Here is a 13,075-nt window from a genome sequence, read left to right on the forward strand (position 1 = left end):
TTCCCCGATAGAATATCGGGAAAAGGCCGTGGCATAATACTCTTTTTATGACTGTCTACTTGACAGGGAGATGACCAAGCTGGTCCTCTTTTTTAATGTGCATTCGTAATGTTTTGCAACTGCTCTTGCATTTCACGTAGCTGAACTTTTTCAGCTGTTGAAGAGTTTGCGTATGCAGAGTGCAAAGCGTTTTTTGCTCTATATACGAGATCTTGTTGCTCGGCACCGCTTGAACAAGATACGGCATTTGCAACAGCATCTCTAGCTTGTTGAAATAGTAAGTTCCCCATTTAGACCCCTCCAAAAGAAGAGTTACTTCTCGCTTTTTCTGCCTCAGCTAATGTACCTCGGTACGGGAATCTTGCATCATGCTTCATAACAGCATCGGCTCCTTGTTGGATAAAACGTTTTGATTTATTCTTTTTACCCATTCGAAAAACCCCCTTTATTTAGCTGAAAACAATCGACGCGCTAACTTTTGCGTCTAATGATAGTATGAGCGTTTGGCGAGAAACTATAAGCAGGGAATTTTTAGATTACAACCCAAGAACCTCTTCTAAATATAGTGCAATGCCATCTTCTTCGTTCGTTAGCGTCGTATGGTTTGCGAGTGATTTTAATTCAGGGATGGCATTTCCCATTGCGATGCCGTGACCAGCAAATTCAATCATTTCAAAGTCGTTATCTTCATCACCGAAAGCGATAATTCGCTCTTGTGGAATGTTGTAATGACTAGAAATTTTTTGTAGTCCGACAGCTTTATTTAATCCGCTTTTTACAATTTCAATAATTGGCCAAGGTGCGCCCCATTTTCTATGGTCAATTACTTCAGCATGCATATCAGTTAAATGTTGACGAATTGCACTGGAATGCTCGTCATGTGCGTCAATTAATAAGCAAGTTGGATGATCGTTTAAAATATTTAATAAGTCTCCTGTAAAAATGTTTGGAGAACCGAATTCAAAAATATGTTTTTTATCTTCATCAATTTCACGAACATACACATCGTCCATTACTTCAGCGTATATATTTTTCACGCCAAAATCAAAGCAAGCTCGGACAATTTCTTGTGCTGTTGCTAGCTCAAGAGGAGAGTGATGTGTGCCCCACTTTGAATCAAGAGGGTGATGTACGTAAGCGCCATTAAAGTTTACGATTGGTGTATTCAGACCAAGTTCTTTATAGTAATCATAACTAGCGCGGAATGGACGTCCTGTTGAAATAACGACAATATGTCCTTGTTCCTTTGCTTTTGCAATTGTATGTTTCGTTCGAGTGGAAATTATTTTGTTGTCTGTTAATAAAGTGCCGTCTAAGTCTAGTGCGATTAAATGCTGTTTGTTCATAATTTCACCTCTTATAATAATTTATTTTTGTTTCTATCTGTATTTCCGTTTTAATATGCAGAAATAAGAGGTTAAGCTGGGTGAGACCACCAAAGATGGAAACTTCACTATATATCCATCTTACGTCGCAAAGTGTTGCGGTGACTACTATTTCTCGCTGGAAATTAAGAAAAGTCAACATCTTTTTAGAAAGTTCAAACAATGTTTCTTTCATTATGGACAAATTGTGAAAAGGGTTACATTGTTCGTAGGATGAGGCTTATAATGAACATGTAATCTTCTCGTATATGTTTGACTCTCCTTTGAAACTGGCCTATAGTAGGTTGGTTTCTTTTTTTTCTACAAATAGGGAAGAAATCCCTGCTTTAAGCTTGTGTCATTCATGTATATGTGCAAGAATGAAATGTAGTACTTGTTTCCTAAACATGACAGACAAGCTTTCTTTTAAAATGGATATACTAATGAGGCAAAGACGTCATGGAAGGAGAATGGAAATGGGACAAAATCGTAGGTTTCGTTCTGGACAAAAAGCGCCAAATGATGGCATTTACGTAGAAATTGGTGAAACGGGAAGTATGGTGAAAGATCCGCAAATGGTAAAACTAACTGCTGGTGAAAAGTTTCCAGATAACACAAATCATAACCGCCAGTGGACATATAAAAGAAAACCGTAATAGAAGCCGCAATTATTATTGCGGCTTTTTTGTCGTTACACATTATAATTTCATTTACCGTATATTTTTCAGTCGTATCATGCATGCTCCCTTTTTCTTTTTCTAATAATAAGTTTGAAAATACATAATCAAAATTATTGTATAAAAAAGTCAGTTGGCGTATAATCAAATCAAAGGTCAAAGAAAGTCGAACATTTGGAGGACTATAAAGATGGACTTAAATCAAATGACAACAAAAACACAAGAGGCGATTATGAGTGCTCAATCTTTAGCGGTATCTCATCATCATCAAGAAGTAGATACTGTTCATCTCTTGTTTACATTATTAGAAGAGCAAGATGGGCTAGCAGTACGTATTTTTCAAAAAATGAATGTCGATATAGAAGCGTTAAAACAAGGTGCTGAAGGTTTAATTAAGAAAAAGCCCTCTGTAACGGGAAGCGGTGCAGAAGCAGGTAAATTATATATAACAGGTGCTTTGCAACAACTGCTTGTAAGAGCAGGAAAAGAAGCAGAAAAATTGCAAGATGATTACATTTCAGTTGAACATGTATTACTTGCTTTTACTGAAGAAAAAGGCGATATAAACCAATTATTTACAAGATTTCATATTACGAAAGATAACTTATTACAGTCTTTAATGACAGTTCGGGGGAATCAAAGAGTGACTAGTCAAAATCCAGAAGCAACTTATGAAGCGTTAGAAAAATATGGTCGTGATTTAGTGGCGGAAGTAAGAGCGGGGAAAATTGACCCTGTTATCGGCCGCGATAGTGAAATTCGCCGCGTAATCCGCATTCTTTCACGTAAAACGAAAAACAACCCAGTTTTAATTGGTGAACCAGGTGTTGGTAAAACAGCAATTGTTGAAGGGTTAGCACAGCGTATTGTGAAAAAGGATGTACCTGAAGGATTAAAAGATAGAACAATCTTTGCATTAGATATGAGTGCGCTTGTAGCTGGAGCGAAATTCCGCGGTGAATTTGAAGAGCGTCTCCAAGCTGTATTAAATGAAATTAAAAAGAGTGAAGGTCGTATTTTACTATTCATTGATGAACTTCACACAATCGTCGGCGCTGGTAAAACAGAAGGCGCAATGGATGCAGGGAATATGTTAAAACCGATGCTTGCGCGTGGTGAATTGCATTGTATCGGGGCGACGACGTTAGATGAATATCGTAAATATATTGAGAAAGATCCAGCGCTAGAAAGACGTTTCCAACAAGTATTAGCAGAAGAACCAACTGTTGAAGATACAATTTCCATTTTACGTGGTTTAAAAGAGCGCTTTGAAATTTATCACGGTGTAAATATTCATGACCGCGCGATTGTAGCAGCATCAGTTTTATCAGATCGATATATTTCGGACCGTTTCTTACCAGATAAAGCAATTGACCTTGTCGATGAAGCGTGTGCAACAATTCGTACAGAAATCGATTCTATGCCGACAGAATTAGATGAAGTAACGCGCCGCATTATGCAGCTAGAAATTGAAGAAGCGGCTCTTGGAAAAGAAAAGGACTTTGGTAGCCAAGAACGTCTAAAAACGTTGCAACGTGAATTATCGGATTTAAAAGAAGTTGCAAGTGGTATGAGAGCCAAATGGGAGAAAGAAAAAGAAGATATTCACAAAGTTCGTGACTTACGTGAACATTTAGAGCGTCTGCGCCGTGAATTAGAAGAAGCAGAAGGGAATTACGATCTAAATAAAGCAGCGGAACTTCGCCACGGAAAAATTCCTGCAATTGAAAAAGAGTTAAAAGAAGCAGAAGAAATGGGCGCGCATAATAAACAAGAAAATCGTTTATTACGTGAGGAAGTAAGTGAAGAAGAAATTGCTGATATTGTTTCACGTTGGACTGGCATTCCTGTTGCAAAACTCGTTGAAGGTGAACGCGAGAAATTACTACGTTTAGAGCAAATTTTATCAGAGCGTGTCATCGGACAAGAGGAAGCGGTAAGCTTAGTATCAGACGCAGTTCTTCGTGCGCGCGCAGGTATTAAAGACCCGAACCGTCCGATTGGTTCCTTCATTTTCTTAGGACCTACTGGTGTTGGTAAAACAGAACTTGCAAAAACGTTAGCGCAGTCATTATTCGATAGTGAAGAACAAATGATTCGTATTGATATGTCTGAGTATATGGAGAAACACGCTGTGTCACGCTTAATTGGTGCGCCTCCTGGATATGTTGGATATGAAGAGGGCGGTCAATTAACAGAAGCGGTAAGACGTAAACCGTATTCCGTTATTTTATTAGACGAAATTGAAAAAGCACATCCAGAAGTATTCAACATTTTATTACAAATGTTAGATGACGGTCGCATTACAGATTCGCAAGGACGTACAGTAGACTTTAAAAACACAGTTATTATTATGACTTCAAATATTGGATCTGCTCATTTATTAGATGGATTAGAAGATGATGGCTCCATTAAAGAGGAATCAAGAGAGCTTGTTATGGGACAATTAAGAGGACATTTCCGACCAGAGTTTTTAAACCGTGTCGACGAAATTATTTTATTCAAACCTCTTACAACGAATGAAATTAAAGGTATTGTTGATAAAATTGTAAAAGAATTACAAGGTCGTTTAGCTGACCGTCACATTACGGTAGAATTAACAGACGCAGCGAAAGAGTTTGTTGTCGAAGCTGGCTTCGATCCGATGTACGGAGCCCGTCCATTAAAAAGATATGTACAGCGTCAAGTTGAGACGAAATTAGCGAGAGAATTAATTGCAGGTACGATTATTGACAATAGTCATGTAGTGGTTGATGTAGAAAATAACGAGTTAGTTGTTCATGTGAAATGAAAATAGGTTGTGGAGGAGGATTTCTCCACAGTCTATTAAAAAAAGCACTCTTAAGTGCTTTTTTTATTGTTTATAGACTCTGGTGCAACTTCATTATCGGTTTTAGTGTAGTAATTTTCATCGTGGTAGGGCAAAGCTAAGTGCTCCAATGTTTTTTCATCTTCTAGACAAATAATTTTCAATTCGTATCCTTCAAAATCGGTTGGATAGAAAATATCTTCACTTTGATTTTCAGTTAATGCTACATCAATCATATCCCTTAATTGTTCTAATCCTTTTTTGTTACCGATAATTATAGCTTGATCATGCCACATTTGCTGGCCGTAAATATTGCAAATCTTATAATCTTTGAAATCCATAACATTACTCCTTTATATTACGATATAATCTTTTTTAATAAGAGAATAGTGCTTTTTGTCCTTATATTAGTTATTTAACCGTTAAAGGATAATAAAGGATTTTTATCCATGTAAAAAAGAGTTCGGATAAAATCCGGACTCTTTTTTTAGTGTTGTTCTACTGGCTCGTTTGGAATTGCAGCTGAAATTGCTAGTACGAATACCGCAAGAACAACTGAGAAAATAGACGCTTGGTTAAAATCGTATGTACCGCCAGTCATAGAGCCGATTACGTAGCTCATCATATGTACAAGCAAGAACGACCAAATTAATGCCCAAATGAAACGCATATTTTACACCTCTATTCGTTCAATCTGTCCTTATTGTAACACAATTGAAAAAAGAATATAGAAAAATATTTGTAGATTTTTCAACGCAAATTTGCATTCCGTTCATACATTATAAAAGAGTACTTTTATACGTTTAGAAAATAAGGCGGGGGAAAAATGAGTATTACGGAACGTTTTTTTTACTTAGAAAAAGAACCATGCGTTATTTATTTACCAGAGAAGCCAAATGGATTTTCTGTCATGCTTCTTGGTGATTACAACTACTTTATTGAGAATGGTACAAGTTTATGGACACAGCATACAGGTAGATCTTATTTTTTACATGGCCTTATTGAGGAAGGCTATACGGTCTTTTCTTCTAATTTATACGGGAGACATTGGGGAAACGACCAATCTGTTCGTCTAGCGAAACGTCTATATGACGTTGTGTTGAGAAAAGAGACATTAAATGCAAAAATGCACATTATGGCAGATGGTATGGGGGCACTTGTTGCGCTTGAAATGATGAACAAATACCCTGAATGTATACGTTCTGTCATTATGTTAAATCCGTGTTTAGATTTACCAGAATATGTGGAGTTTGAGAAAGAGCATAAATTTTTTTACAAGAGACTCTTGAAGGAATTAAGTTTGGCGTATGATGCTAAAGAAGAAGAATTAGAAGCGAAAATAAATAAGAAGTCATTTACGCTTCTTCCGTCTTGTGTACCTGTTAAAATTTTTGTATCAACGCAAGAAAAAAGAGGAAGAAAACAGCTGCTACGTAAATACGAGAAAATGAGGCAATTGAACCAATGCGATACTTCTGTCTTATTCCATCTGCAAGATGTGAAATATAAAATGGTTAGGCAAACGACTGATTTCTTTAAAAAATATGAAGAAGAATTGTGAAGCTCCCATATACATAAATGAGGAGCTATTTGTTTCAAGGGGAAAGGGTTGGTGGTATGGAACGCGTGCTAATTATAGGTGCACTTACGTTTGTAGGTTATCACCTTGTGAATAAAATGATTGCAGAAGAAGTAGAAGTATATGGTCTTGATTTTGATGAATTTGATAGTATGACAAAAATTAATGAAGAGAAGTTATTGTTAATTGGGCGAAATGCGTTATTTACGTATTATTCGATAAGAGATGAAGACGGATGGAGATCCGTAGAGGAAGAGAAATTTGATGCCGTTTACTTTTGTCTGTATGAACCAAATCAACAAAGGGGCTTTCGAAATGAAAGAGTTATATTACAGTATTTAAAGCGAATGATAAGACTGTGTGAAGAACATAAAGTGAAGTTAAATCTAATTTCTTCTATTGAAGTAGGAAACGCAGATGAGTCCGAAAATAAACGTTTATTTTCGAAAGTGGAAGAAGGATTGAAAAAAGGAGAGGTACAATATAGTGTATTTCGAGTTCCTACATTATATGGTCCATGGCAACCACCTTTTATGATGTATCATCAGCTCATGTTATCAGAACTGGGTGAGAAAGAGTGCCATTATGCGGGTGAGGAAAACGGAAGTGATCTACTGTACGTTGAAGATGTATGTGAATACTTATGGGAAAATGGAATGAACGAGGAGCATCTCGGTATATATAATTTACTTAGTGGCAAAAAATCATTATGGAAAAAAGGTATGAACCTTTTACGTGCAGAGGATAAAGTGAATAAAGAGAATGCGGAAGAAAGAGGTGGAGCGGCCGAGGATATTTTAATAAAAAGAAATACTCCGTTAGAATACGGTTTAAATAAACAATTGGCACATATGAAAAAATATAAAGAGTTATACGAAGGATAGAGAGCATGTTACACTATGTATGTGAAAGTTTTAATGGAGAGGAAGAACGTAATATGAATGAGAAAAGCATGCAATTTTTACAAATCGCAATGAAGCATTTACCAGAAGCTAAGGCCATTTTAGATGATAATGGAATTGCGCTTGATATGGAGAAAGCTCAACCAGTATTAGAGTTATTGATGAAAGTTATGAACGAAGCATATGAGCTCGGGAAAGCAGATAAAGAATAAAAGCATTTTTTTAGACGGAAGAAAGGCCCGAACCGTAAGTAGAAGCGGTTCGGGCCTTTTTATATTTCGAAAGAACAGAGAAAGGTATGTTTCCGTTTCTTTTCATGAACAATAAGGTGAATAATGCGTTAGCTTTATGTTTTAGCTGAAATATATTCTAGACAAAAATACATTTATGTTTTAAAATTAGTACCAAGTCATAATAATTGATATAAAACGGAGGGCTGCGATGTGAACGTGGGCATTTTAGGGATCGGAAGATATGTGCCGGAAAAAGTAGTCACAAATCACGATTTAGAGAAAATAATGGATACATCCGATGAATGGATTCGTACGAGAACAGGGATTGCGGAAAGACGCATTGCCGATGATACAATAGATACTTCATATATGGCCGTAGAGGCTTCTAAAAAAGCACTTGAAGATGCAGGGATTAGCGGAGAGGATATCGATCTTATTTTAGTAGCAACAGTAACGCCAGATCGTGCTTTTCCAGCAGTAGCTTGTGTTATTCAAGAAGCGATTGGCGCAAAACATGCAGCTGCAATGGATTTAAGTGCAGCGTGTGCTGGTTTTATGTACGGAATGATTACAGCGCAGCAATTTATTCAAACGGGAACTTATAAAAATATACTAGTAGTTGGTAGTGATAAACTATCTAAAATTGTAGACTGGAACGATCGAAATACAGCAGTACTATTTGGAGACGGAGCTGGTGCGATCGTAATGGGAGCTGTTTCAGAAGGTAAAGGTGTTCTATCTTTCGAATTAGGAGCGGACGGAAGTGGCGGTAAGCATCTTTATCAAGACGAGTATGTTATGATGAATGGCAGAGAAGTCTTTAAATTTGCCGTTCGTCAACTTGGGGATTCTTGTCTTCGCGTTTTAGATAAAGCTGGTCTTACGAAAGAAGATGTGGATTTCTTAGTACCGCATCAAGCGAACATTCGTATTATGGAATCTGCAAGAGAGAGATTAAATTTACCACAAGAAAAAATGAGTATGACAATTGAGAAGTTCGGTAATACATCAGCTTCTTCCATTCCGATTGCGATGGTAGAGGAATTGCAAAACGGACGTATTCAAGATGGTGATTTAATTATACTTGTTGGTTTTGGCGGCGGATTAACGTGGGGAGCAGTCGCTCTTCGTTGGGGTAAATAAGGACTGAGAGAAAAAAAGGAGTGTATTTTGTATGGAAAAAAAGAGGGTCGTAATTACAGGATTAGGAGCTGTTACACCGGTCGGTACAGATGTTGAAACAGCGTGGGAAAACATTAAAAAAGGTGTATCTGGAATCGGACGACTTACAAGAATTGATCCGGAACTATTTCCAGCAAAAGTAGCAGCAGAAATTAACGACTTTGAAGTCGAGAAATATATTGATAAAAAAGAAGCGCGTCGTATGGATCGCTTTACACAATATGCAGTAGCGGCAGCGAAAATGGCAGTTGCAGATGCAAAGCTTGAGATTACAGAAGAAAACGGACCTCGAATTGGTGTATGGATTGGTTCTGGTATTGGCGGTATGGAAACATACGAAGAACAATTTAAGATTTTTACTGAGAAAGGTCCGCGCCGCGTGAGCCCATTCTTCGTACCGATGATGATTCCAGATATGGCAGCAGGCCAAGTATCAATCGCAACAGGAGCAAAAGGAATTAACACTTGTTCTGTAACGGCTTGTGCATCTGGTGCAAACTCAATTGGTGATGCGTTTAAAGCGATTCAGCGAGGTGATGCTGATGCAATGATTACAGGCGGAGCAGAGGCGCCGTTAACAAGTATGGCATTCGCAGGATTTAGCTCAGCGAAAGCATTAACATTCAATGAAGATCCAGCAACAGCTTGCCGTCCATTCGATAAAAACCGTAGCGGTTTCGTAATGGGTGAAGGTTCGGGTATTTTAATTCTTGAAGAATTAGAGCACGCATTAGCTCGTGGTGCTCACATTTATGCAGAAATCGCTGGTTACGGTGCAACTGGTGATGCATTCCATATTACAATGCCGGCTCCTGGCGGTGAAGGTGGCGTGCGCGCAATGCGTCAAGCTTTAGCAGATGCAGGTCTACAGCCAGAAGATATTGATTACATTAATGCGCATGGTACAAGTACGGATGCGAATGAAAAGTATGAAACGATGGCAATTAAAGAAACGTTCGGTGAGCATGCGTATAAAGTAGCGATTAGCTCAACGAAATCAATGACAGGTCACTTATTAGGGGCAGCTGGTGCTGTTGAAGCGATTTTCTCTATTAAATCAATTACAGATGGAGTAATTCCTCCAACAATTAACTATGAGACACCAGATCCAGAATGTGACTTAGATTACGTACCGAATCAAGCGAGACATCAAGAAGTAAACGCAGTGTTAAGTAATTCATTAGGATTCGGTGGTCATAACGCAGTATTAGTATTTAAAGCGTATAAATAATAGATGAAATAAGGAGTTTTTTCGTAACATATTGCGAAAAAACTCCTTATTTATTTTTACGCCTTTTTCTCCTTTTGCATATACATAAGAAAAAGGAGGGATAAAGATGGGGGTTGTTGAAACTGCTGAGTGGTTACATCTATATTACGGACGGCCAGAAAAGCTGTGTGAGAAGTTTACGAAGTATATCCCGCTACCAAAAGAAAGATTGTATCGCTTTTTAATTTCTAAAGGTATGTATCGCCCCGTTATGCGAGGAGAACGAGAAATTAAAGAGTTAGAGAAAAAGGAAGTTTGGAAAGAGTTACGTGCAGAATATGAGAAGCTGAAAGATTGGCTAAAAGGTCCAGATGTCCCTGTCTTTATTTTATTATCAGATTCCTATAATCGAACGGTACAAGAAGAGTATAACGGCAGGGCTGGATTATCTATGCGTCACGTTATTTTCTTATTTGTATGTGGACGGAATTCGGTGGAAGAATTAAAAGTGTTACTAGCGCATGAATATCATCACATATGCAGGTTACATCAAATTGAGACGAAAGAAACGGAATATACATTACTTGATACGATGATTATGGAAGGTTTGGCTGAGCAAGCGGTAACGGAAAGATATTCAGAAAAAAACAATGCACCGTGGACGACGTATCTTTCAAAAGAAGAGGCTATATATTATTGGAAAAATGTTGTGCATGAAAGAATAAGTATAAAGCGAGGAACAAGGGAGCACGACATCTTATTAAATGGATTTCATTCTTATCCGAAGATGCTTGGCTATGCGCTTGGATTTCATATTGTCAAAGATTGTGTAACTTTGGAAGGAGAAGATACACTTTCTTTATTGCCTATAGATGCGAAAGAAATATTGAATAAAGCAAATACATTTCATATATAAAAAAACAGGAGCTCTCTTTCCTGTTTTTTTAGTATTAATAGAAGAAAAAATAATAATTAGAATATATTTCCTTAGGTGGAATAAAGTTAAGAAAAATTGAACATAATGATGGATACAAACAGTAGTGAAGTGAGGGGTAGTGAATGTTATATCTACATGATGTATGGGTAAATTGGTTTGAAGGTGAAGAAAATGGGTATAACGTTTGTCATTTTTACGAATGGCGGAAAGATGATACGATTGAGCTATTAGATCAAGTGCCATTATTAAAAGTAGATGCCACATTATATCATTACATCGAGAACGAATTGTTAGAGCTTCCGCAAAAAATGTTGGAAGACGTACATCATAAGGCTTATATTCGTAAAAATCATGAACGTTTGCAGCAAGAGTATTGCTTTGTAGTTACAGATGGAAAAGGAATTATTGCGATTGACACAATTGGTTACAATGTACCGATTCGAAAAAGTAGACTTATACCGCGCCAAGAGCAGATGGTATATGAGATGGTAGAAAACGTACAAGCAGAAAAGTATGAGTTCCAAGTAGAAGAAATAGAAAAAGAACATCATATTTTATCACCATCACCATTCATTATGAATGGCTTGACTCGTAAAGAAAGACAGCTTAAACAATTATTATTTATGGCGTTAGATCAATTACATACAACGAAAAACACAGCAGAAATTCGCTATTGGTTCACAGAGTGGGATCCATCAGCATACGGAATGGTTCAACATATGGAATTTGAAGATATTTGGGCTAAGCTGTATGAGGAAGCGAAAACAGGTTGGTCTGAGAAGCACGAACAATTATGCGAGCGTCTCGTAAAAGGGCAACCATTTTTTGAAAAGTTATGGGAAATGGAAAACGAGCAAAAGGTAAATTAAAAAAACCGCCAATCGGCGGTTTTTTTAATTTGGTGTAACTTATCTTCAGCAGCAAGCTCTTCGTGTCTAAGAACTGAACGAGCTGCCTCCGCTTTTATATGAAATCCAGCTCTGGCTCCTAGCCCTTCGCGTCTAAGAACCTTCCCCACGAGAAGGTAAAAAGCACCTTCTGTGAGAAAGAACCTTAGCCGTCAGGGCTAAACAGTCGCCTCCGCTTTATATGTTACCTACGTTTTCTGCTTAGTCCCATTGCGTTTTCTACTTTGCGTAGTTGTTTGAATGCGACGCGGTTTGCTTTTTCGGCACCTTTGTCTAGAATTTCGTCTAGTTCTGGTGAGTTAATTAGTTCGTTATATTTGTCTTGGATTGGGCGAATCGCTTCTACGACTACTTGTGCTAGGTCGCCTTTGAAGTCGCCATATCCTTTTCCTTCGTACATTGCTTCGATTTCTTCAACTGTTTTTCCAGAGAATGAAGAGTAGATTGTTAATAAGTTAGAGATGCCAGGTTTGTTTTCTTTATCGAATTTCACGATACCTTCAGAGTCAGTTACAGCACTCTTAATTTTCTTTTCAATTGTTTTTGGTTCATCAAGCATGCTAATCATTGATTTTGGATTCGGATCAGATTTACTCATTTTTTTCGTAGGCTCTGTTAGTGACATAACGCGAGCTCCTACTTTTGGAATGCGGATTTCAGGAATTGTGAATACTTCACGGAAGCGTTTGTTGAAACGCTCTGCTAGGTCACGTGTTAATTCCATATGTTGCTTTTGATCATCACCAACAGGCACGATCTCAGTGTTGTAAAGTAAAATATCAGCAGCCATTAATGGTGGATACGTTAGTAATCCAGCTGGTACTGAATCTCTACCTGACGCTTTATCTTTATATTGCGTCATACGCTCTAATTCTCCAACGTAAGCAACTGATTGCATAATCCATCCTAGTTGAGCGTGTGCCGGTACTTCTGATTGTACAAATAACGTAGCTTTTTCAGGGTCGATACCGCATGCTACATAAAGTGCAGCAAGACTGCGGATGTTTTTACGAAGCCCGACAGGATCTTGAGGTACTGTAATCGCATGTTGGTTTACAATACAGAAATAACAGTCGTGTTCATTTTGAAGCTCTGTAAATTGCTTCATAGCTCCTAAATAGTTTCCAAGTGTAATCGTTCCACTTGGCTGAATACCAGAAAAGATAACTGACATAATTAATTCCTCCTAAATTTGAATGCGTAATGGGGAAGAGAAGGCAAACAAAAAAAGCCCATTCATCCCAAAAAACTATAGGGACGAATGGACCGCGGTA

General features: G+C 37.7%; 16 protein-coding genes and 1 other annotated feature (1 of these 17 cut by a window edge). Of the genes, 9 read left to right on the top strand and 7 right to left on the bottom strand.

What is annotated here, in order from left to right:
• Positions 1-92: 92 nt before the first annotated feature.
• The 3 genes from PDQ68_RS24385 to PDQ68_RS24395 form a co-directional block, all read right to left on the bottom strand.
• Positions 93-290 (bottom strand): DUF3813 domain-containing protein, encoded by a 198-nt coding sequence (locus PDQ68_RS24385; RefSeq protein ID WP_000527392.1) that lies wholly within the window; start codon positions 288-290, stop codon positions 93-95.
• Positions 291-431 carry a hypothetical protein gene (locus PDQ68_RS24390; RefSeq protein WP_000516816.1) on the bottom strand — a complete coding sequence of 47 codons (141 nt, stop codon included), beginning with the start codon at positions 429-431 and terminating at the stop codon, positions 291-293. It abuts the gene before it with no gap.
• 105 nt (positions 432-536) lie between these two features.
• Complete coding sequence (locus PDQ68_RS24395; RefSeq protein ID WP_001041235.1) at positions 537-1,346, bottom strand: Cof-type HAD-IIB family hydrolase; 810 nt, start codon at positions 1,344-1,346, stop codon at positions 537-539.
• Positions 1,347-1,840: 494 nt separating this feature from the next.
• Between PDQ68_RS24395 and PDQ68_RS24400 the strand changes: the two genes are divergently transcribed.
• Positions 1,841-2,020, top strand: coding sequence for a YjzC family protein (locus PDQ68_RS24400; protein ID WP_000531421.1), 180 nt, complete (start codon positions 1,841-1,843; stop codon positions 2,018-2,020).
• A gap of 211 nt (positions 2,021-2,231) precedes the next feature.
• Entirely contained in the window at positions 2,232-4,832 is a 2,601-nt protein-coding gene (gene clpB / locus PDQ68_RS24405) for an ATP-dependent chaperone ClpB (protein ID WP_016716861.1), read from the top strand.
• 50 nt (positions 4,833-4,882) lie between these two features.
• Here clpB and PDQ68_RS24410 read toward each other — a convergent pair whose 3' ends face one another.
• Together PDQ68_RS24410 and PDQ68_RS24415 are read right to left on the bottom strand one after the other, a co-directional pair.
• Positions 4,883-5,191, bottom strand: coding sequence for a hypothetical protein (locus tag PDQ68_RS24410; RefSeq protein ID WP_061183088.1), 309 nt, complete (start codon positions 5,189-5,191; stop codon positions 4,883-4,885).
• Between the two features lie 146 nt (positions 5,192-5,337).
• Complete coding sequence (locus PDQ68_RS24415) at positions 5,338-5,520, bottom strand: YjzD family protein (RefSeq protein WP_001211115.1); 183 nt, start codon at positions 5,518-5,520, stop codon at positions 5,338-5,340.
• Between the two features lie 156 nt (positions 5,521-5,676).
• Here PDQ68_RS24415 and PDQ68_RS24420 point away from each other — a divergent pair, with 156 nt between their 5' ends.
• The 7 genes from PDQ68_RS24420 to PDQ68_RS24450 all read left to right on the top strand — a co-directional run bounded on the left by PDQ68_RS24420 (position 5,677) and on the right by PDQ68_RS24450 (position 11,762).
• Positions 5,677-6,411, top strand: a complete 735-nt coding sequence (locus PDQ68_RS24420) for a lipase family protein (RefSeq protein ID WP_000028715.1) — start codon at positions 5,677-5,679, stop codon at positions 6,409-6,411.
• A gap of 29 nt (positions 6,412-6,440) precedes the next feature.
• Entirely contained in the window at positions 6,441-7,313 is an 873-nt protein-coding gene (locus tag PDQ68_RS24425; RefSeq protein WP_061183089.1) for an NAD-dependent epimerase/dehydratase family protein, read from the top strand.
• 53 nt (positions 7,314-7,366) lie between these two features.
• The gene (locus PDQ68_RS24430; protein WP_001986215.1) at positions 7,367-7,543 is read left to right on the top strand and encodes a ComZ family protein; all 177 of its coding nucleotides are present in this window, start codon (positions 7,367-7,369) and stop codon (positions 7,541-7,543) included.
• A 231-nt stretch (positions 7,544-7,774) separates the two neighbouring features.
• Positions 7,775-8,707 carry a beta-ketoacyl-ACP synthase III gene (fabH, locus tag PDQ68_RS24435; protein ID WP_001100536.1) on the top strand — a complete coding sequence of 311 codons (933 nt, stop codon included), beginning with the start codon at positions 7,775-7,777 and terminating at the stop codon, positions 8,705-8,707.
• 31 nt (positions 8,708-8,738) lie between these two features.
• Positions 8,739-9,977 (top strand): beta-ketoacyl-ACP synthase II, encoded by a 1,239-nt coding sequence (gene fabF, locus PDQ68_RS24440; protein ID WP_000412655.1) that lies wholly within the window; start codon positions 8,739-8,741, stop codon positions 9,975-9,977.
• Between the two features lie 106 nt (positions 9,978-10,083).
• Positions 10,084-10,872, top strand: a complete 789-nt coding sequence (locus tag PDQ68_RS24445; protein WP_000539320.1) for a DUF2268 domain-containing putative Zn-dependent protease — start codon at positions 10,084-10,086, stop codon at positions 10,870-10,872.
• 143 nt (positions 10,873-11,015) lie between these two features.
• A complete protein-coding gene (locus PDQ68_RS24450; RefSeq protein ID WP_000966125.1) occupies positions 11,016-11,762 on the top strand; it encodes a YjbA family protein in 747 nt (248 codons plus the stop codon).
• Here the strand turns inward: PDQ68_RS24450 and PDQ68_RS24455 are convergent.
• Positions 11,759-11,911 carry a hypothetical protein gene (locus PDQ68_RS24455; protein ID WP_162839805.1) on the bottom strand — a complete coding sequence of 51 codons (153 nt, stop codon included), beginning with the start codon at positions 11,909-11,911 and terminating at the stop codon, positions 11,759-11,761. The genes PDQ68_RS24450 and PDQ68_RS24455 overlap by 4 nt on opposite strands.
• Positions 11,912-11,985: 74 nt before the next feature.
• Positions 11,986-12,975: a tryptophan--tRNA ligase gene (trpS, locus tag PDQ68_RS24460; protein WP_000110985.1), complete on the bottom strand. Its 990-nt coding sequence runs from the start codon at positions 12,973-12,975 to the stop codon at positions 11,986-11,988.
• A 76-nt stretch (positions 12,976-13,051) separates the two neighbouring features.
• Positions 13,052-13,075: a binding site (T-box leader), on the bottom strand (it continues 193 nt past the right edge of the window).

Origin of the sequence: Bacillus cereus group sp. Bc010 (assembly GCF_027716745.1) — a bacterium.
GTDB lineage: Bacteria > Bacillota > Bacilli > Bacillales > Bacillaceae_G > Bacillus_A > Bacillus_A pacificus.